Annotated in this window: 15 protein-coding genes and 1 CRISPR repeat array; of the genes, 8 read left to right on the top strand and 7 right to left on the bottom strand. The window is 42.8% G+C overall.

Annotated features, from left to right (window positions below; genetic code table 11):
- Positions 1 to 267 precede the first annotated feature (267 nt).
- The gene (locus WDV74_RS09290) at positions 268 to 1,278 is read left to right on the top strand and encodes an AraC family transcriptional regulator (protein ID WP_338882433.1); all 1,011 of its coding nucleotides are present in this window, start codon (positions 268 to 270) and stop codon (positions 1,276 to 1,278) included.
- Positions 1,279 to 1,348: 70 nt separating this feature from the next.
- Positions 1,349 to 4,489: direct repeats of the CRISPR family, unit length 29 nt; unit sequence CGGTTTATCCCCGTACTCACGGGGAACAC.
- 272 nt (positions 4,490 to 4,761) lie between these two features.
- Here WDV74_RS09290 and dsbB read toward each other — a convergent pair.
- Both dsbB and nhaB read right to left on the bottom strand, forming a co-directional pair.
- On the bottom strand, positions 4,762 to 5,280 hold the full coding sequence (gene dsbB / locus WDV74_RS09285; protein WP_338882432.1) for a disulfide bond formation protein DsbB: 519 nt from the start codon (positions 5,278 to 5,280) through the stop codon (positions 4,762 to 4,764).
- A gap of 180 nt (positions 5,281 to 5,460) precedes the next feature.
- A complete protein-coding gene (nhaB, locus tag WDV74_RS09280) occupies positions 5,461 to 7,005 on the bottom strand; it encodes a sodium/proton antiporter NhaB (RefSeq protein WP_338882431.1) in 1,545 nt (514 codons plus the stop codon).
- A 266-nt stretch (positions 7,006 to 7,271) separates the two neighbouring features.
- Here nhaB and fadR point away from each other — a divergent pair, with 266 nt between their 5' ends.
- From fadR to alr, 3 genes are all read left to right on the top strand, one after another.
- Positions 7,272 to 7,994, top strand: a complete 723-nt coding sequence (gene fadR / locus WDV74_RS09275) for a fatty acid metabolism transcriptional regulator FadR (RefSeq protein WP_338882429.1) — start codon at positions 7,272 to 7,274, stop codon at positions 7,992 to 7,994.
- 579 nt (positions 7,995 to 8,573) lie between these two features.
- Positions 8,574 to 9,875: a D-amino acid dehydrogenase gene (locus tag WDV74_RS09270; RefSeq protein WP_338882428.1), complete on the top strand. Its 1,302-nt coding sequence runs from the start codon at positions 8,574 to 8,576 to the stop codon at positions 9,873 to 9,875.
- A gap of 27 nt (positions 9,876 to 9,902) precedes the next feature.
- Positions 9,903 to 10,970 (top strand): alanine racemase, encoded by a 1,068-nt coding sequence (alr, locus tag WDV74_RS09265; protein ID WP_338882427.1) that lies wholly within the window; start codon positions 9,903 to 9,905, stop codon positions 10,968 to 10,970.
- Between the two features lie 60 nt (positions 10,971 to 11,030).
- Here alr and WDV74_RS09260 read toward each other — a convergent pair whose 3' ends face one another.
- Both WDV74_RS09260 and gapA read right to left on the bottom strand, forming a co-directional pair.
- A complete protein-coding gene (locus WDV74_RS09260) occupies positions 11,031 to 11,927 on the bottom strand; it encodes a D-hexose-6-phosphate mutarotase (RefSeq protein WP_338882426.1) in 897 nt (298 codons plus the stop codon).
- 128 nt (positions 11,928 to 12,055) lie between these two features.
- Positions 12,056 to 13,051, bottom strand: a complete 996-nt coding sequence (gene gapA / locus WDV74_RS09255) for a glyceraldehyde-3-phosphate dehydrogenase (RefSeq protein WP_338882424.1) — start codon at positions 13,049 to 13,051, stop codon at positions 12,056 to 12,058.
- Between the two features lie 342 nt (positions 13,052 to 13,393).
- Between gapA and msrB the strand changes: the two genes are divergently transcribed.
- Together msrB and WDV74_RS09245 are read left to right on the top strand one after the other, a co-directional pair.
- Positions 13,394 to 13,807 (top strand): peptide-methionine (R)-S-oxide reductase MsrB, encoded by a 414-nt coding sequence (gene msrB / locus WDV74_RS09250; protein WP_338882423.1) that lies wholly within the window; start codon positions 13,394 to 13,396, stop codon positions 13,805 to 13,807.
- A gap of 202 nt (positions 13,808 to 14,009) precedes the next feature.
- Entirely contained in the window at positions 14,010 to 14,291 is a 282-nt protein-coding gene (locus WDV74_RS09245; RefSeq protein WP_338882422.1) for a DUF1315 family protein, read from the top strand.
- Positions 14,292 to 14,370: 79 nt separating this feature from the next.
- On the opposite strand, the gene pncA is transcribed toward WDV74_RS09245, so the two are convergent.
- The 3 genes from pncA to sppA form a co-directional block, all read right to left on the bottom strand.
- Entirely contained in the window at positions 14,371 to 15,006 is a 636-nt protein-coding gene (gene pncA, locus WDV74_RS09240; protein WP_338885570.1) for a bifunctional nicotinamidase/pyrazinamidase, read from the bottom strand.
- Between the two features lie 24 nt (positions 15,007 to 15,030).
- Complete coding sequence (gene ansA, locus WDV74_RS09235; RefSeq protein WP_338882421.1) at positions 15,031 to 16,050, bottom strand: asparaginase; 1,020 nt, start codon at positions 16,048 to 16,050, stop codon at positions 15,031 to 15,033.
- A 108-nt stretch (positions 16,051 to 16,158) separates the two neighbouring features.
- The gene (sppA, locus tag WDV74_RS09230; protein WP_338882420.1) at positions 16,159 to 18,036 is read right to left on the bottom strand and encodes a signal peptide peptidase SppA; all 1,878 of its coding nucleotides are present in this window, start codon (positions 18,034 to 18,036) and stop codon (positions 16,159 to 16,161) included.
- 167 nt (positions 18,037 to 18,203) lie between these two features.
- On the opposite strand from sppA, the gene WDV74_RS09225 reads away from it, so the two are divergent.
- A complete protein-coding gene (locus WDV74_RS09225; RefSeq protein ID WP_338882418.1) occupies positions 18,204 to 18,755 on the top strand; it encodes an NAD(P)H nitroreductase in 552 nt (183 codons plus the stop codon).
- 31 nt (positions 18,756 to 18,786) lie between these two features.
- A complete protein-coding gene (gene selD / locus WDV74_RS09220) occupies positions 18,787 to 19,830 on the top strand; it encodes a selenide, water dikinase SelD (RefSeq protein ID WP_338882416.1) in 1,044 nt (347 codons plus the stop codon).
- The last annotated feature ends 2 nt before the right edge of the window (positions 19,831 to 19,832 follow it).

The raw sequence follows: 19,832 nt of genomic DNA, 5'->3' as shown, positions 1-19,832 counted from the left end.
ATCATGTTTTAAAAAGATCAAATGTGGTAAACCAAATAAGCGTGGTAAACCGAAAACAATCTTTAGTGAAATTAACTGGAATAGAAAGGAAGAGCTAACGGGATAGGGACAAAAATAGCGCGATACGTACTATTGATAATGATTCTCATTAATGATAAATTGCGTGATATTCACATTGGTATATAAATATATAAAATAAAAAAATAATGCCTTTAACACGCACAACATGCTGTTTTTATTGTGGAAAGCGTTTTTTTGAAATGGTTGGTGTCTGATGCTGATTTTACAGGGGATTTCATGAAGACAATCTATAGCGAAACATTGAGGATTTTCGCTGCTGGCCATGGCAATAATAGGCATTCACCAGTAGAGGAAAACAACACAACGCCTTCATTGCTAACAGAGGAACTATCTGATGGAATTCACATCAACCGTATCCATCTTGAGCTAAGCCAAGATTTTACAGAATATTGTGAAGGACCACCAACAGTGTCAATAGCCTTTGTTCTCAATGGGAAGGGAAAAATGGCAATTGAAAATGGTGAGGTTTTAGATATTAATCCGGGAACGATGGTCTTTTTTTATTCGCCTACGGTGACGCGAGGTATGAATTTTTTTGGCTGCGGAACTTGGCGTATTCTCGATATCCGTTTTTCTCTGAACGAAATTGAAGCTCAGGAGTTGCCATCTTTTACCAAATTAACGGCTGGTTTTGAGAAAAACGCGAGTTATAGTGATGCTTTGATGATGGCTTGTCCTATCTATCCGCCTTTTATGCAGATAGTGAATCAAATAGAAGAGTGTCAATTAAATGGTAGTGTCAGGAAGGTCTACTTAAAGGCAAAGGCGTTAGAGATACTCGCTTGCGTGACAGCACAAATTTATGATTGCCAATATAATATGATTAGCGGGTTGCAGCGCCGGGCTGTTTACAATGCGATAAAAATCATTAATAACGATTATCATCATCCCTGGACAATAAAATCGTTATCAAGAGCAGTAGGTCTGAATGAACGGAAATTAAAAGAGGGATTCCGGGCGGTTGTTTTTCGTACTTTTCATCAATATCTGGAAAACGTCCGTATGACCACTGCGGAAGATTTATTGAAGAAAGGAATGAGTGTCATTGAGGTTGCTGCTGCAGTGGGTTATTCCAGCCCAAGTCATTTTTCTAAACGTTTCCGGCAACATTACTTAATCAACCCTAAAGCATGGCAGGCAAAATATGCCGTGAATCATACACTACTGAAAGAAAATATTACAGTAGGAAGTCGGTAGAAATTTCGAATGTAGCATGACGTTGTTAATTGGTATTTAACCAGTTAAATAGATTCATTTCCCGAAATTCTGGTTTATCCCCGTACTTACGGGGAACACAGATATGACAAATGTAATAGAAATACCGAATGAGGTTTATCCCCGTACTCACGGGGAACACCCAGTATAAAACATTCATTGAAACACGCATTGCGGTTTATCCCCGTACTCACGGGGAACACGCAAATGATGATGTATTTTAATTAGCACTGTACTGGTTTATCCCCGTACTCACGGGGAACACGGACAAAGGTTACGAAGCCGAATGGCTGGAGTCGGTTTATCCCCGTACTCACGGGGAACACAAAATCTAGGTTAATTTCCGCCGAGGTATAGACGGTTTATCCCCGTACTCACGGGGAACACGATACCCAGCGGGCGAACGATGCTGGCAATCACGGTTTATCCCCGTACTCACGGGGAACACGAGGCGTGTTTCATTGACAGTGAGACAGAATACGGTTTATCCCCGTACTCACGGGGAACACGTTGCGCAAGGATTCTCGCAATATGAAGCCTCCGGTTTATCCCCGTACTCACGGGGAACACTGCAGCAATCTTACGCATGGCTGGTGTCAGATCGGTTTATCCCCGTACTCACGGGGAACACTTTTTTGTTTTTTTTCCCGGTTGTTGTCCACGCGGTTTATCCCCGTACTCACGGGGAACACCGGTTTCGTGTTGCTCAAGGATGGCAAGCAGCCGGTTTATCCCCGTACTCACGGGGAACACACCTCCTGCGCTCATCTGCTCCGGCAATTCGTCGGTTTATCCCCGTACTCACGGGGAACACTTGATCTCACCTTGTAGCCCTTCATCACCAGACGGTTTATCCCCGTACTCACGGGGAACACCCGTTGCAGCCGTCGAGCAGGAACAAAAACGACGGTTTATCCCCGTACTCACGGGGAACACCCGAGACCCAGCCGGCGTTTTTTCTCTTCCAGCGGTTTATCCCCGTACTCACGGGGAACACTCTCTGTTATGGGTTGACATAATCTTTAATTACGGTTTATCCCCGTACTCACGGGGAACACTTGGGTAAATATGTGATTACATCGGATAGCCGCGGTTTATCCCCGTACTCACGGGGAACACCCTTTTTCGTCTGTTAGATTATACGGTTTATCCGGTTTATCCCCGTACTCACGGGGAACACAACGGTCACCAGTGCGTAAATCCATTGTGCCGCGGTTTATCCCCGTACTCACGGGGAACACTCCCCGCAACAAATCCCACGGCGACAAAGAGCCGGTTTATCCCCGTACTCACGGGGAACACTCGCCTAAGAGCCATTATGTTAAATAGGGCTGTTTTATCCCCGTACTCACGGGGAACACCTGATGAACGTATCGGTTGGAAAACTCATTGGCGGTTTATCCCCGTACTCACGGGGAACACTATGCGCCCATTTCCACATCTACAGTTTTTATCGGTTTATCCCCGTACTCACGGGGAACACCGGGTGATTAAGGCGGACACTGACGGTTTTTCCGGTTTATCCCCGTACTCACGGGGAACACTGCGAGACCGAGCCAGCAATACACGGTGCATTCGGTTTATCCCCGTACTCACGGGGAACACCCTGTTTTAAAGAATTTTTCCAAACCTTTATGCGGTTTATCCCCGTACTCACGGGGAACACGCTCTTGAAGAAAATCCAGAATTAAGAGCATACGGTTTATCCCCGTACTCACGGGGAACACTGCCACGCCGCGATAGTCTTCCACCACGTAGGCGGTTTATCCCCGTACTCACGGGGAACACCCGATGCTACGGCAACTGACCGGCAATAAATCCGGTTTATCCCCGTACTCACGGGGAACACGTCCCTAATTCAACAAGTTCAGGTGAGATAGCCGGTTTATCCCCGTACTCACGGGGAACACCATTTCGGCACGTGTTTTCCCAACTGCATCAGCGGTTTATCCCCGTACTCACGGGGAACACTAATTTGTGATGGTGATCACCGTGCCTTTATGCGGTTTATCCCCGTACTCACGGGGAACACGAAGCTTCGACACTGTTCCGTCGTAAGTATTACCGGTTTATCCCCGTACTCACGGGGAACACCCACTCGGCAGTAACCGCATGAGCACGGGCGACGGTTTATCCCCGTACTCACGGGGAACACTTCTGGCAACGGGTGTTATGTTAAATAAGGCGCGGTTTATCCCCGTACTCACGGGGAACACGCAATACCGGCGCTAACAGTGGGAAAATATCCGCGGTTTATCCCCGTACTCACGGGGAACACAACTGGACGAACACCAACATAAATTACATGAACGGTTTATCCCCGTACTCACGGGGAACACTGCCCCCAAAGATTCGGTGCCGAACGTGGTGTCGGTTTATCCCCGTACTCACGGGGAACACGAACTGGTTCGTAAATTCTTCCCGGCGGCAACCGGTTTATCCCCGTACTCACGGGGAACACTAGCAGATGTTCTAGATATTCCCGCCTGTTACCGGTTTATCCCCGTACTCACGGGGAACACGGCGCTAATGAATGGCGTTAGCGCCGATGGGCGGGTTTATCCCCGTACTCACGGGGAACACACCTTTTCCGGCGTCATCCACGTACGACCAGACGGTTTATCCCCGTACTCACGGGGAACACCCATACATATTGCTCAAATGGTCGGCTATGAACGTTTATCCCCGTACTCACGGGGAACACGACATCGTCATTAACCGCCTGAACCGTTCGACCCGTTTATCCCCGTACTCACGGGGAACACGTCTGGCGAATATGGTAACTCTGGGTTGGTTTCCGTTTATCCCCGTACTCACGGGGAACACCTCCAGTGGCCACATCTTCCCAATAGATGCTACCGTTTATCCCCGTACTCACGGGGAACACCGGCATCACCGTATAGCGGACAAACTGAATGGCCGTTTATCCCCGTACTCACGGGGAACACGGCTTGAATGGCCTGCCGCTCCATGTCCAGTGTCCGTTTATCCCCGTACTCACGGGGAACACAATTAAGCACCACGAACCATTTTTAATACATGCCGTTTATCCCCGTACTCACGGGGAACACTGTTTTGGGGGTTGCGCTGGTTTTGGTGGTTCCCGTTTATCCCCGTACTCACGGGGAACACACACGTGCCGGACGTGGTTTTATTCCGGCGTTCCGTTTATCCCCGTACTCACGGGGAACACCCTAATTTTATCTAACTGTTTTATAAAATATTTTTTCGACTTAAAAAGTCTACCATTTTTTCAGCCTATAAATCAGTAAAATTTATCTTTCCGTTTTTTCTGATTTATAATCTGCAATACAGATCGTGTTTTTATTACTGTGATAGAGAATTGAATATAGGAAAGATTTTTGAGAGCGGCTTACAAAGTACCGGCGAGTTCTCCGTGAGTACGGGGATAAACCAAGGTTAAAAGGAGCCTTTAGAGACTCCTTTTGGAACAATTTCTTACTCTTAAGATCTATCCTGAATTCGAAAAAATTGACTCACTAATACTAATATACATACCAGCAGATAAGCGGCAAAAATACCAATCAGCCATTGCGGCATATCCAGTGTTAAAAATTCCCACTGTTTCATCGAACAATCCCCAATCGCCTGAAACACTGAAGGTAACCAATCATTCAGTGGTAGCCAAGATGGGAATCGGACAAAAAATTCACAAGTATTAAATGGGGAAGGGTATAACTGCATCATGGTGTGATCCCATGCCAGTTGTAATCCTTGCCATGCGCTATAAATCCACAGCAAAATCGCTAACCAACGCAAAGGCGTTTTTGGTGCGATTGCACCAAGTAGCGCAGCGCCTAAAATACCGAACAACGCAACACGCTCATAAATGCACATTACGCAAGGCTGTAACTTCATCACATGTTGAAAATAGAGTGCTGTCGCTTCCAGGATAAGGGCTGTCAATGCCATCAATAACCATGCGCCTCGCCCTTGGGAACTCTGATTTAAAAATTGAAACATTTTCTTTTCTTCCCATCTTCTTAAGATAAATAACGGGTTTATTGTGCCGTTTCATCAGCCATAAAAAAATAAAATTAAAATTAACTGAGCTATTTTTTCAGGCAAGTGGCTAACAAAAAAACCGGATGGTATGCAAAATCACACCATCCGGTAGGATATAGCGATAAATTAGGCCTCCAATTATAGTGGCGTGATCAAACCAAGTTTGATGAGATATTCAGTGGCAGGCACTAACCAGAATTCAACACACAATAGTCCCACTAGTGTCATCACAATAGTATAAGGCAAGGCCATCATGACCATGCGACCATAAGAGAGACGGATTAATGGAGACAAGGCAGAAGTTAGCAGGAATAAAAACGCGGCTTGTCCATTAGGGGTTGCCACGGATGGTAAGTTAGTTCCTGTGTTGATGGCAACGGCCAAATACTCGTATTGTTGTTGTGAAATCAAACCACTCTTCAGGGCGATAAGTGCTTCATTAATGTAAACCGTACCGACGAAAACGTTATCAGAAACCGTGGAGAGCAATCCGTTGAACAAGTAGAATAAGGAAAGCTGTGAAGCGGGTGAAGACTGCAAGACAAATTGAATAAATGGCGCAAACAGTTGTTGATCAACAATGACGGCAACTACAGAGAAAAACACGGTTAACAGGGCAGTAAACGGTAAGGCTTCCTCAAATGCTTTACCTAACGCATGTTCTTCGGTAATGCCACAGAATGCGGTTGCTAAGATAATGACTGATAAACCAATCAAACCCACTTCAGCCAAATGAAAAGCCAATGCTACAATCAGCCAAATACCAATCAGTGCCTGAACAGCAAGCTGGGCTTTTTCTTGGCGGGTACGTTTTTCACTGGCCTTTTGGTCGTAATCTTCCAGAACAGAGCGAACACGCTCAGGTAATTCAGCACCGTAACCGAACAGTTTAAAATGTTCAACCAGTAAACAGATTAGCAAACCACAAATAAACACGGGGATGGTGACTGGCGACATACGAATAAAGAATGTAGCAAAATCCCAGTCGACATGTTTGGCAATAATCAGGTTTTGGGGTTCACCAACCATAGTCATCACACCGCCCAAGGCAGTACCAACTCCCGCATGCATCATCAGGCTGCGCAGAAATGCCCGGAACTGTTCCAATGTCTCTCTTTTATCTTCACTGTCAATATACTTATCGTCATTCAGTTCAGAGCTGCCATGATGGGAAAGGAATTGGTGATAGATGGCGTAAAACCCGATTGAAACACTGATAACAACGGCAATGACAGTCAGAGCATCAAGGAAAGCGGACAAGAAAGCACTCGCCAGGCAGAATGCCAATGCCAGCATTTTCTTGGAACGGATATTTAACAGCAGCTTTGTGAAAACAAACAGCAATAACTGTTTCATGAAGTAAATGCCCGCAACCATGAAAATCAGCAATAAAATGACTTCCAGATTGTTGGAAATTTCATGACCTATTTGTTTTGGTGAAGTCATTCCAATGATGACAGCTTCGATAGCGAGTAACCCTCCGGGTTGTAGAGGATAACATTTTAATGCCATTGCTAATGTGAAGATAAACTCAACGACGAGCATCCAGCCAGCAACAAAAGGGCTGATGAAGAAATAGACCAGTGGATTGATAATCAGAAAAACAATAATAGCTAGTTTGTACCAATCCGGCGCATTACCGAGAAAGTTTTTCACCACTGCACGTTGGATACTGATTTCCATTATTATTAATATTCCTCTTTGTGAATACGTGGAAAAATCTAAGTAGCTATCAACCACTAAGAAACATATTGGTTCGGTATAGTACGCTCAATGTGATAGCAATTTAAGAGCATTAGCGCATAATTAATCTACTAATATTTGCATTTTTTATGAGCCTATTCACTCTTTCACGGTTTATTTACCAGGTAACTATGTCGAGCAAACACATTCTGGTATGATCAACCGCTATTATTAGCCAAGAAAACTACTTTGGAATAATTAAAATTATGGTAATTAAGGCTCAAAGTCCTGCGAGTTTCGCGGAAGAGTATATCATTGAAAGTATTTGGAATAATCGCTTTCCACCTGGCTCTATATTGCCAGCAGAACGTGAATTATCTGAATTGATCGGTGTCACCCGTACGACCTTGCGTGAAGTGTTGCAGCGCCTTGCCCGTGATGGTTGGTTGACTATCCAGCATGGAAAGCCAACCAAGGTTAATAATTTTTGGGAAACATCTGGTCTTAATATTCTGGAAACTTTGGCGCGTCTTGATCATGATCGTGTTCCTCAGTTGATTGATAACTTATTGGCAGTGAGAACTAATATCGCAGCCATCTTTATCCGTACTGCATTTAGGAATAACCCTGAAAAATCATTGGAAATTTTGGCAGAAAAAGAAAACGTGGAAGATACCGCTGAAGCTTTCAGCTCTGTGGACTATGATATTTTCCGTGGTCTGGCTTTTGCATCAGGAAACCCAATTTATGGTTTGATTATTAATGGGCTGAAAGGGTTGTATACCCGTGTTGGTCGTTATTATTTCTCCAGTCCTGAAGCACGTAATTTAGCGTTGAATTTCTACCAGCAGTTAAGTTCATTATGCCGGGAAAAAGCCTATGACAAGATTATGGATTGCGTGCGGAGTTATGGTAAAGAGAGTGGCATTATTTGGCATAGTATGCAGAGTATTATGATCCATGAATTAACAGAAAGATCCATGAATTAACAGAAACATGTCTTAAGTTGGTTAAACTCTTCGTTTTTTGTTTACCTCGCTATTGGTTACATTTATTTACCCCAGTTATGTAGTGATATCATGGTTAGGTCATATAATATACAATTATATGATGCATAATTATCTATGTTTCTGGGGCACTTCACTAATCATCACTTAACACATATGTGTTATTTAGAAACACTCCCAACTGTGTAATGCAGTTTTTTAAATTATTATTCTACTTAATTAACAGTGGTCTTATATAAAATTCTAAAAATTTATATTTTTTTGGTGTTTTATAAATTTCACCCTTGTGAGTGAAATGTTTATTTTTTGCCATAAAAACCACTTTAATAAGTAGGAAATTAAAGGGGTGAACAGTATTTTACTCTTATTTAACTTGATGATTTAAATGTATTTATATAGAAAACATGCGATTATTGAAGAAATGTGTTTTTTATATTTTGTAATGTAAATGTGACTTAAATCCTAAAAGTTAATTAATTGTATCACAGTCTATTATTCTGTATTGGCTTTTTATGTTTAGCATATTATGCTTGAAAATATCACTTGCCAGTAGGGGGTAAAATGAAGGTCCTTATTTTAGGCAGCGGCGTTATTGGCGTAACCAGCGCATGGTATCTTGCACAAGCAGGCCATGAAGTTACTGTAATTGATCGCCAGAATAGTGCCGCGGAAGAAACTAGTGCTGCTAATGCCGGTCAAATCTCACCAGGGTATGCCACCCCTTGGGGGGCTCCAGGGATCCCACTAAAAGCAATGAAGTGGGTGTTTCAACGTCATGCACCTTTGGCTATTCGCCCTGATGGTTCCCTGTTTCAGTTGCGCTGGATGTGGCAAATGCTGCGTAATTGTGATGCAAGCCATTACGCGATGAATAAAAGCAGAATGGTTCGTTTGGCAGAATATAGTCGGGATTGTATTAAACAATTAAGGATTGATACGGGGATCCAATATGAAGGGCGTCAGGGGGGAACCCTGCAATTGTTCAGAACCACCAAGCAATTTGATAATGCTGCCAATGATATCAAAGTGTTAGAGCAAGAAGGAGTTCCTTATCAATTATTGACCGCTGAGCAATTGGCTACAGTGGAGCCGGCGCTTGCTAATGCTTCCCATAAACTGACTGGCGGGTTGCAATTACCGAATGATGAAACGGGTGATTGCCAGCTTTTTACCAAAGCACTGGCTAAAATGGCAGAAGATATTGGTGTGCAGTTTATATTTAACAAGCAGGTTAAACGGATCCTAGTGGATGGAAGTAAAGTCACAGGTATTCAATGTGATGATGGTATCATGACGGCGGATCACTATGTGGTAGCGATGGGATCTTATTCCACTGAAATATTAAAAGAACTGGTTAAAATACCGGTTTATCCATTGAAAGGTTATTCATTGACGATGCCGATTATGGACGAGTCAAAAGCACCCGTCTCAACTGTGCTGGATGAAACTTACAAGATTGCCGTTACGCGTTTTGATAATCGTATTCGCGTTGGTGGTATGGCGGAAGTAGTCGGATTTAATTTGAATGTCCTCCAAAATCGTTGTGAAACGTTAAAAATGGTTGTGCAGGATCTATACCACAATGGTGGCAATATTACGGAGGCCTCATTCTGGACAGGTTTGCGCCCTATGACCCCGGACGGTACACCTATTGTTGGGCCAACTAAATATGCGAATCTTTATTTAAATACGGGACATGGAACACTGGGTTGGACAATGGCCTGTGGTTCAGGGAAGTTACTGGCTGATTTAATTTCAGGCAAAAAGCCCGATATTGCGGCAGATGATCTTTCCGTATTCAGATACATTGATGGCTTTAATATAAAAGTGTTTCCAATGAAACCTCATTTACACACAGCATAAACTTATAAACTATAAGAAGGGGTCGTCATGCCACGTCCTATTTTGGCAACGATCCATCTCGATGCATTTCGCCATAATCTGTCAGTTATTCGTCAAATGGTGGGTAACAGCAAAATTTGGTCGGTAGTAAAAGCGGATGCGTATGGGCATGGATTGGACAGAATATGGCAATCACTCATGCAGACAGATGGATTTGCACTGCTTGACATGAATGAAGCTATTTATTTAAGGGAGCAGGGATGGCAAGGGCCAATCTTGCTATTGGAGGGTTTTTTCAAACCTGCGGATTTGCAGATTATCAATAAATACCATCTGACAACCGTAGTACATAGTCATTGGCAACTTGATGAGATAGAAAAAACTAAATTAGATGCTCCCATTGATATCTATTTGAAACTCAATAGTGGTATGAATCGGTTGGGATTCACCGCAAAAGAGTATACACAGATAGTTTCAATGGCGAAAAAGGCTAAAAATATTAAGTCAGTGACGTTAATGACCCATTTTGCCAATTCGGATAATGAAATGGGTATTGATGAACAATTCGCGGTTGTTGAGCGTTTGCAAATGAATTCACAGCACCATTGCCTGGCGAATTCTGGTGCTGTGTTGTGGCATCCGAAAACACATAAGGATTGGATACGGCCAGGTATTATTCTTTATGGCGCGTCTCCTAGTGGAAAGTGGCGTGATATTGCCGATATTGGGTTGAAACCAGCCATGACGCTAAAAAGTGAAATCATCGCAGTACATGAGCTTCCCAAGGGGGAAAAAATTGGCTATGGCAGCCGCTATATAACCCAGAAACCCATGCTTGTCGGTACAGTTGCCTGTGGTTATGCGGATGGATATCCGCGGCATGCCCCAACGGGAACACCTGTCATGGTTGATGGTGTTCGTACCCAGTTATTGGGTGCTATATCAATGGATATGATGACGGTTGATTTGACTCCGTGCCCTCAGGCAAATATAGGCAGTATTGCCGAGTTGTGGGGAGAAAATCTACCCGTAGACGAAGTCGCAAACTCGGCAGGAACCATTGGTTACGAGCTTTTGTGCGCTTTAGCGAAGCGTGTTCCTGTCACTGTGGTTTAACCCTTTCTATCTTTAAGAATTCAGGCATTTTTATCCTTGGTCTTGGAATAAATGCCTGCTCTATATTTCGCTTGGTTGATTATTATCTGAGAATTTACGGCAGCGGATAATGACAGAAAGTCTGCTAGGGTTGCCATTCTTAGGCTGCAATGGGTCATTGATACGTGCAGTTTCGATACAAGCCATATTCTTATAACCCTCTTTGCTCATGTCTTTCATACTACTGGAAAGTGCAGCGCCGGGGTTCCAGCATACTACTTCGCTATGGTGATAGTGGTGTATTTCAATTGTTCGTTTCCATAGCGGATCTCTGAGCAGATTAAAATCGTCTGGTTCTGTATAAATGCGGTCTGTTCTTCCGTGGAAGACTAAATCTTCATCAATATATTGCTCGCTATCGGTGAGGGTATCAATAAAATGGGAACCAAGCCCACTGACCCGAATTTGATTGATGTCACTCACATTGAAGTAAGAGTGAAGAGCACAAGTGGCTTGATATTCACCATGAGGCTCTAGCTCTATTTCGCAAGTTTCCCCCAATTTAAAACGGGCAATCAGCGTGAATTCATGTGGCCATAACTTACGGGTATATGCGTTATCCTGTAATGTGAACGTCAAAATAACGCCATTTTCATTTTCATCATGGGCTTTGAGTTCCCAAGGTAATATCCTCGCAAATCCATGGCTGGGAGCTGCAAATGAACCAAACCAAGGCCAACAGATGGGAATGCCGCCACGAATAGCAGTGCCTGCCCTGAAAGGGGTGTTATCACTTACCCATAATACCGGTTTTTCGTTATTGGGCTGCCAGGTAATCAGGTGTGCGCCTTGAAGACTGATCACTCCACGAGCTTTGGGATGGGAAACAACAACTAACGGAAAACCATCAATGTTTCGCTGGCTGATATAAGGGGAGAGCTGTTCTACAATTGGTAATGAGAAAATTTTATCAAGCATCTGTCATGACCTTATGTAAACTTAAATTGGCCGTTGAACTAAAAGACAAGAATATCTCAATATTTTAGTTATATAAACATAAAAGCCACCTGTAAACAGATGGCTTTTGAAAGTCGATAAAAGCTCAGTTATTTGGAGATATGAGCGATCAGATCCAGGACTTTATTGGAATAACCGGTTTCGTTGTCATACCAGGAAACCAGTTTTACAAAGTTATCGTTCAGCGCGATACCTGCTTTTGCATCAAATACAGAAGTCAGTTTTTCGCCGTTGAAATCAGTAGAAACCACGTCATCTTCAGTATAGCCCAGAATGCCTTTCAGTTCGCCTTCTGCAGCTTCTTTAATTGCATCACAGATTTCTGCATAAGTTGCTGGTTTAGCCAGACGTGCAGTCAGGTCAACAACAGAGACGTTAGGAGTAGGAACACGGAAAGACATACCAGTCAGTTTACCGTTCAGTTCTGGGATAACTTTGCCTACTGCTTTTGCTGCGCCAGTGGAAGATGGGATGATGTTCTGTGCTGCACCACGGCCACCACGCCAGTCTTTCGCTGAAGGACCATCAACCGTTTTCTGGGTAGCCGTTGTTGCGTGAACGGTAGTCATCAGACCTTCAACGATACCAAATTTGTCATTGATAACTTTAGCCAGTGGAGCCAGACAGTTAGTGGTACAGGATGCGTTGGAAACGATATCCTGGCCTGCATAGGCATTATGGTTGACACCCATAACGAACATTGGCGTATTGTCTTTGGATGGACCGGTCAGAACAACTTTTTTCGCGCCAGCAGCGATATGTTTACGTGCAGTTTCGTCAGTCAGGAAAATACCCGTTGCTTCTGCAACAACATCAACACCCACTTCGTTCCATTTCAGGTTAGCTGGGTCTCTTTCAGATGTCACACGGATGGTTTTGCCGTTAACAACCAGTTGGCCGTCTTTAACTTCAACAGTACCGTTGAAGCGGCCGTGGGTTGAATCGTATTTCAGCATGTATGCCATGTATTCTGCATCCAACAGATCATTGATCGCAACGATTTCAATGTCTGAGCGCTCTTGAGCAGCACGGAAAACAATACGGCCGATACGACCAAAACCGTTAATACCTACTTTGATAGTCATAGTATTCCACCAGCTATTTTTTAGTGAATTAAAAGTTGTTTTTAAAGTTACCAAAATCTTGCCAGCCGTCAAGCGGAATCGTGTCAACAATTGAAAAAGATCAATTTAATAATCACTATCTAGACGATTGCTATACAGCTGGAACAAGCTCTACGCACACCATTATCGGGGCATAAGGAGATATTTAAAGTTACCATTGGTTAGTTATGTGAGATTTATCACAATTAGTAAAGTAAATTGCTATGTTGGATAGGTTAGAATGTGTTTTGACATTTTGGTGTTAATTTTGGGTTGTTTCTGATGATATTTTATTGAAATCATTGACCTTAAAAGGTGGTCATTATGACTAAAAGTCAAAATATTTCCCTTTCTATAGAACAGCTTAATAAAATGCAACGCTATGTTACGCAAGAAGCAGGTACTGAGCCGCCATTTTCAGGGAAACTGCTGCACAATAAGAAAAATGGCATTTATTATTGCTTGTGTTGCCGCCAGCCATTATTTGTTTCTGATACGAAGTTTGATTCGGGATGTGGATGGCCAAGTTTTTACCAACCGATTAGTGATGGTGCTATCACATATATTGATGATTATTCTCATAATATGCATCGGATAGAGGTGCGTTGTAGCCAATGTCAGGCACATTTGGGGCATGTCTTTCCCGATGGTCCGAAACCGACAGGGGAACGTTTTTGTATTAATTCAGCAGCGCTGCGTTTTGTTGATAAAGAAACAGGCGAAGAAACGGCAGGTTAATGTTATTTTGAATACGCTGAATTTAAATGAAAAGTTGGCCTTATGAACTAAAAAGAAACGATTCAGCTTATTTTTGATAAAGTATTCTTAACTGTTCTTAAGGTCAATAATATTAATAATAACCATGTCGGCTTACGGCCGTACAAGTAAAATATGTAGTGCATGTAGCAAAATAGAGCACATAGCCATTAAGGAAATTTCGATGAAGTTGGATGATTTACTCTCCGCCATGACTCCTGAAATTTATCAGCGATTAGTTCAGGCTGTTGAACTGGGAAAATGGCAGGATGGTGTACCACTCACGCCAGAACAGAAAGAATACAGTTTACAGGCGGTGATGCTCTGGCAAGCAAAATATAATCATGATCCTGAACATATGACGATTGGCACAGACGGTCAAATTACCATGAAAAGTAAGCAGGAGTTAAAGGCTATATTTCAGTCCGACATGGTTGCAAAATTAAAACCTCAGTCGGAAGATTGAAATGGCATGAATTGAGAACCTCGCCCTATTTCTGTTGAAGAACGAGGTTCTTTTTAATTTTATGAAGGAGCTAGGGGAGTTATAAAATGGATATAATTTCACTTTGTAGAATTAACTTTGCCCCTTTTCCGGCCATTTCCTCAAATGCTTGTTGGCTATCATCTTTCTGGATATTAACACCACGGCAGCCATCAATAATGACATAGGTTTCATAACCGAGTGCCAGGGCATCAAGTACGGTAAATTTTACGCAATAATCAGTGGCGATACCCATGACAATCAGGCGTTGTATCTTCTGCTCTGTTAGCCAATCATCCAGGTGAGTTTTGCTTTTATGGTCATTATCAAAGAATGCACTGTAGCTATCTATTTGGGGATTTTCACCTTTGCGGAAAATTGCTTGAATAGCAGATTGATTTAACAAAGGATGAAATTCCGCACCAAACTCTCCTTGTATACAGTGATTAGGCCACCATACTTGAGGAATGCCATTGAGTTCGCCTAATTCACCTACTTTTTGTCCTGAATTTTCTGCAAAACTCATATGATTAGCCGGATGCCAATCTTGAGTGGCGATGACAGTGATAGTGTTTTCCTGACATCGTGCAATAACATTATTTGCTACTTCAATCACTGCATCACTATCTTTGACAGCCAGGGCGCCTCCAGTACAAAAGTCGTTTTGTAGATCGATAAGTAATAATGCTGTTTTCATCATATTTCTCGACTCATCTGTTCATTATTCATCAGCATAACTCAACTCTCCCCGCAGATTTTGTTGCATCAGATAGCGGATCTCTTCAGGGGTATAAGATTGGCTTAATAAATAGTGCAATTTTGTTAAAGTTGCTTCGAAAGTCATGTCATAACCACTGATAACACCTGATGCAGCCAGAGAATGACCAGTCGCATAGCCTTCCATGTTGACCCGGCCTGAAATACATTGTGTCAAATTAACCACAATAATACCTCTCTCAGTCGCTTGCTTTAACGTTTGTAGCAAATCAGCCCGTTGTGGAGCATTGCCAACACCGTAAGAGCGTAAAATTAACGCCTTGACTGGTTGCATGAGAATGTTTTCTACCACCTGACTGGATAATCCCGGGTAGATAGTCACGACACCAATTGGTTGTGATGTGATGGTATTCACAAAAAATTCGCCATGACTAGCAGGTATAGGATTTGTTTTGAAGGTGCGAATATTTATTCCGGCTTCCATCAATGGAGGGCAGTTAGGGGATGAAAAAGCATTAAAGCCATCTGCATGGGCTTTAATTGTTCTATTGCCACGAAATAACTTATTGTTAAAAAACAAGCTAACTTCGTTAATAGGGTAATTCGCTGCGAGATACAGCGCATTAAGAAGATTGGTTTGTCCATCGGAACGCAATGCTTCCAGAGGAATTTGTGACCCTGTCACAATAATGGGTTTATTCAGGTTTTCGCACATGAAGGAGAGTGCTGATGCAGTGAAAGCCATGGTGTCCGTACCATGCAGAATAACAAAACCATCGTAGTCATGATAATTCTGATAGATGTCATTTGCGATAATGCTCCAATCGTCAGGACTCATATCAGAAGAATCAATCAGGGGTTGGTGTTCACGGATCGTGAATGTCGGCATTTCTGGACGGTGAAATTCTGGCATTTTGGCGAGTTGTTGTTGTAAATGACCGGAAACGGGAATGTATCCATTAGGGGAATGTTGCATCCCAATAGTACCGCCGGTGTAAACAACATAGATCGATTTCTTCTGCATGGTAACGCCTCAATAAAAACATTTAGCTGGATTATAGGGAGTATCAGGAATAAAAAAAGCCTGAGAGTGAAATCAGGCTTTAAATTTGTTGTAAATTTAGTCAGTTATTTAACGAATATCGACACAATTCAGGCAGAATGTGTATATATTCTGTGGATCATTCATATTGTTATAAAATGCAGCTTGTTTTTTTACATCTTGAGCGACTTCGGCAAATGGAGCAGGCAACATTGATTGTAAAGTATTTGGCAATAGTGCTTGCGCTGATGAAGTCAGTCCCAGCATGAATTTTTCCGAGAATGAAAGTTCAGGTTGCATCCAGTCCAGTGAGACATCTTTGATCTTTGCCAGCTCAGCGGCTTTTTTAACGGCATCATCAAAATCACCCAGTTGATCGACTAGACCATGCTTTTTGGCATCAATGCCACTCCAAACACGCCCTTGAGCGATATTATCAATTTCATCTACAGACTTATTACGGGCAACTGCAACCAGCTTAATAAACTTACTGTAGCTACTCTCAATAGCGAGCTGCATTACATCTGAGAACGTCTGGTTAATACCTTTGGTAACAGAAATATCAGCTAATGGCGTTGTTGAAATACCGTCGGTATTCACACCAACGTAATTGAGCGTCTTTTCAAAGGTCTGAATGACACCAAAAACACCAATCGAGCCTGTTAAGGTACTCGGATCAGCAATGATGTAGTTAGCAGGGGTAGATATCCAGTAACCCCCTGAGGCAGTCATCCCTCCCATGGAAACTACAATAGGTTTCGCATTTCCAGTCTTGTCATCTCGGATGGCTGCCAATTCATTGCGAATAATTTCGGACGCACCGATACTACCACCTGGGCTGTTTACTCGTAATACGATCGCTTTTATGTTGGGGTTATGGTGTGCGGCACGTAGTTGTTCAACAATAGTGTCACTTCCAACGATACCCGGCGATTGCTTGCCTTCTAAGATTGCACCTTCAGTAACAATGACAGCAATATTGCCTTTATTATCTGCATATTGTATTGGTTTTTGGTCAATGTAGTCATAGATGCTGATGTAATTGAAATGTTTTTGTTCTTTGTTCCAACCAAATTTTTCCCGCATTTTCTTTTCAACCGCATTGCGGGGTTCAATAGAGTCCACTAGTTTGTTTTGGTACGCATACAGTGAAAAGTCCCCACCCGCTTTACGGAGTTTTTCAATAAAGTTTGCTGCACCAGGGAAGACTTGATCAACAGGGATATGTCGGTTAACTGCGATGGTATTTAAGTAATTGTTCCACAATTCGTTAAGCCAGAGGCTGTCAGCTTCACGAGCCTCTTGTGACATATCGTCGCGCAGTATGGGTTCAACCGCTGATTTATAGGTTCCCACACGAAAAATATGGGTAGATACTTTCAACGTATCCAACAATGATTTGTAGTATAAATGGTTGGTGGAGAAACCATGGATATCAACGGAACCAAGTGGAGATAAATATATTTTATTGGCATAGCTGGCTAAATGATATTGTGATTGGCTGTAAGCATCACCAATCGCAAAAACAGGTTTACCAGCAGTTTTAAATTCGTTGATAGCCTTACCAATATACCTCATAGAAGTTTGGTCTGCGCCGATGAAATTATTTAGATCTAATACCATGCCCGTAATTTGGGGATCATTTTTTGCGCGGCGAATACTGTCAACAACGTCAAACACGGAGGTTTCTTTGTAATTGCTATTGGATGGCCCAATAAGATCTTTGGTAAATTGTTCGAGTGGATTGCGATCAGTTACGCGATCAAGAACTATACCAGATAGGTTGACATACAACGCCCCGTGATAATTATCGTCAAGTTTGGATTGTTGCTGGTAAACAGTAACCCCAACAACGATAACAGCGATCAACAGAATAAAAATAAGATTGAAAATAAACTGGCGAACAAAATTTAGGAGTTTCCAACTCCATTTAAATAATGCTGCCGTGAAGTGCCATAATTTGCGCATATTATCTCCGGTTATGGTATCAAGAGGGGTTATCCTAATCAGCTCACTGGAAAATGTCAGCTGGAAATCATGTTATTGATTGAAAAAACAGTTTATGTGCTTTCATTCATTAACGAATAAACAGAGAATGTGGGCTTGAGACAGATTATCTTATTTAGGAGAAAAGAATGAATGCTTTGGAACTTTTGTTAAATCGTCGTTCAGTTTCACGTTTAACAACCCCCGCGCCAAAAGACAGTGAATTGCAACATATTTTAGCTGCAGGGATGAGAGCGCCTGACCACGGGGCTTTGCGTCCTTGGCATTTTATTGTGATGGAAGGGGAAGGAATAAATAAATTTAGTCATCTTCTTGAAAAAGCGGCAATTGAAGGTGGTCTGGGCAAGGATGTTGAGGAGAAAGCAAAAAATGCCCCTTACCGAGCACCTATGATTATTACCGTTATCGCCAAGGTCGTTGAACATGCAAAAGTTCCGGCATGGGAACAAGTGGTTGCTGCAGGGTGTGCCGTTCACGCGATGCAAATGGCCGCCATCACCCAAGGTTTTGGCGGTATATGGCGTTCAGGCTCATGGACAGAAGATCCCATTGTTAAGGCAGGCTTGGGATGTAAGGAAAATGACAAGATTGTGGGATTCTTGTACTTAGGAACCCCAGAACTGAGGGCACCTGCAAAAGTTGCAATGCCAGATTTGACGAATTTTGTCAGTTATTTCTAATTTGTCAGTGACTTCTTAACTGGAGCGACTAATGTCAACAGAAATCCGTCTGACTCAATACAGCCATGGTGCCGGATGTGGCTGCAAAATTTCGCCTAAAGTGCTGGAAACTATTTTGCACAGTGAACAGGCAAAGTTTTTCGATCCTAATCTTTTGGTAGGTAATGAAACCCGTGATGATGCTGCTGTGTATGATATTGGTAATGGTACAGGCATCATTAGTACTACGGATTTCTTTATGCCTATTGTTGATGATCCGTTTGATTTTGGCCGTATTGCGGCGACTAATGCCATTAGCGATATTTACGCGATGGGAGGGAAACCCATCATGGCAATTGCGATTTTGGGTTGGCCAATTAATAAACTGGCACCGGAAATTGCGCAAAATGTTATTGAGGGAGGCCGGGCTGTTTGTCAGGAAGCGGGTATTTCCTTGGCTGGAGGGCATTCTATTGATGCCCCTGAACCCATATTCGGCTTGGCAGTGACGGGAATCATCAATATTGAACGTGTAAAGCGTAATAATCAGGCAAAAGCAGGCAGTCTCCTGTTCCTGACTAAGCCTTTGGGCGTTGGCGTATTGACTACGGCTGAAAAGAAAGGGTTGTTACAACCCGAACACCAAGGTATTGCGAAAGAAATTATGTGCCAGTTGAATAAAGCGGGGACAGATTTTGCAGGAATTGAAGGTGTTACCGCTATGACGGATGTAACAGGCTTCGGCTTGTTAGGGCATTTAAGTGAAATTTGTGCAGGTTCTGGTGTTCAGGCGAAGATCAAATTTTCACAAATTCCGAGATTGCCAGATGTTGATGTTTATATCGAAAAAGGTTGTGTACCTGGAGGAACGGGACGCAACTTTGACAGCTATGGGCACTTAATTGGAAAGATGGCTTCCCATCAACGTCATCTCTTGTGTGATCCACAAACTTCGGGTGGTTTATTACTGGCGATTTTGCCGGATGCCGTGGAAGAGGCGAAAGCCGTTGCACGAAGCCACGACATTGATTTTTTTGCTATTGGTGAACTGACTGAGCCAAGCTCAGGCAGGGCACTCATTGAAGTTCTTGAATAATT

Source organism: Xenorhabdus sp. TH1 (assembly GCF_037260955.1).
In the GTDB taxonomy this organism is placed as follows: domain Bacteria; phylum Pseudomonadota; class Gammaproteobacteria; order Enterobacterales; family Enterobacteriaceae; genus Xenorhabdus; species Xenorhabdus griffiniae.
Note: the sequence above shows the minus strand (reverse complement) of the source record. Positions and strands in the feature narration are given on the sequence as shown.

Excerpts from the sequence above, each read along its gene's own strand:
- nhaB (WP_338882431.1), bottom strand. The coding sequence starts at position 7,005 with ATGGAAATCAGTATCCAACGTGCAGTGGTGAAAAACTTTCTCGGTAAT.
- alr (WP_338882427.1), top strand. The coding sequence starts at position 9,903 with ATGCCACGTCCTATTTTGGCAACGATCCATCTCGATGCATTTCGCCAT.
- WDV74_RS09245 (WP_338882422.1), top strand. The coding sequence starts at position 14,010 with ATGAAGTTGGATGATTTACTCTCCGCCATGACTCCTGAAATTTATCAG.
- dsbB (WP_338882432.1), bottom strand. The coding sequence starts at position 5,280 with ATGTTTCAATTTTTAAATCAGAGTTCCCAAGGGCGAGGCGCATGGTTA.
- msrB (WP_338882423.1), top strand. The coding sequence starts at position 13,394 with ATGACTAAAAGTCAAAATATTTCCCTTTCTATAGAACAGCTTAATAAA.
- WDV74_RS09260 (WP_338882426.1), bottom strand. The coding sequence starts at position 11,927 with ATGCTTGATAAAATTTTCTCATTACCAATTGTAGAACAGCTCTCCCCT.
- selD (WP_338882416.1), top strand. The coding sequence starts at position 18,787 with ATGTCAACAGAAATCCGTCTGACTCAATACAGCCATGGTGCCGGATGT.
- ansA (WP_338882421.1), bottom strand. The coding sequence starts at position 16,050 with ATGCAGAAGAAATCGATCTATGTTGTTTACACCGGCGGTACTATTGGG.
- WDV74_RS09225 (WP_338882418.1), top strand. The coding sequence starts at position 18,204 with ATGAATGCTTTGGAACTTTTGTTAAATCGTCGTTCAGTTTCACGTTTA.
- pncA (WP_338885570.1), bottom strand. The coding sequence starts at position 15,006 with ATGAAAACAGCATTATTACTTATCGATCTACAAAACGACTTTTGTACT.
- WDV74_RS09270 (WP_338882428.1), top strand. The coding sequence starts at position 8,574 with ATGAAGGTCCTTATTTTAGGCAGCGGCGTTATTGGCGTAACCAGCGCA.
- fadR (WP_338882429.1), top strand. The coding sequence starts at position 7,272 with ATGGTAATTAAGGCTCAAAGTCCTGCGAGTTTCGCGGAAGAGTATATC.
- gapA (WP_338882424.1), bottom strand. The coding sequence starts at position 13,051 with ATGACTATCAAAGTAGGTATTAACGGTTTTGGTCGTATCGGCCGTATT.
- sppA (WP_338882420.1), bottom strand. The coding sequence starts at position 18,036 with ATGCGCAAATTATGGCACTTCACGGCAGCATTATTTAAATGGAGTTGG.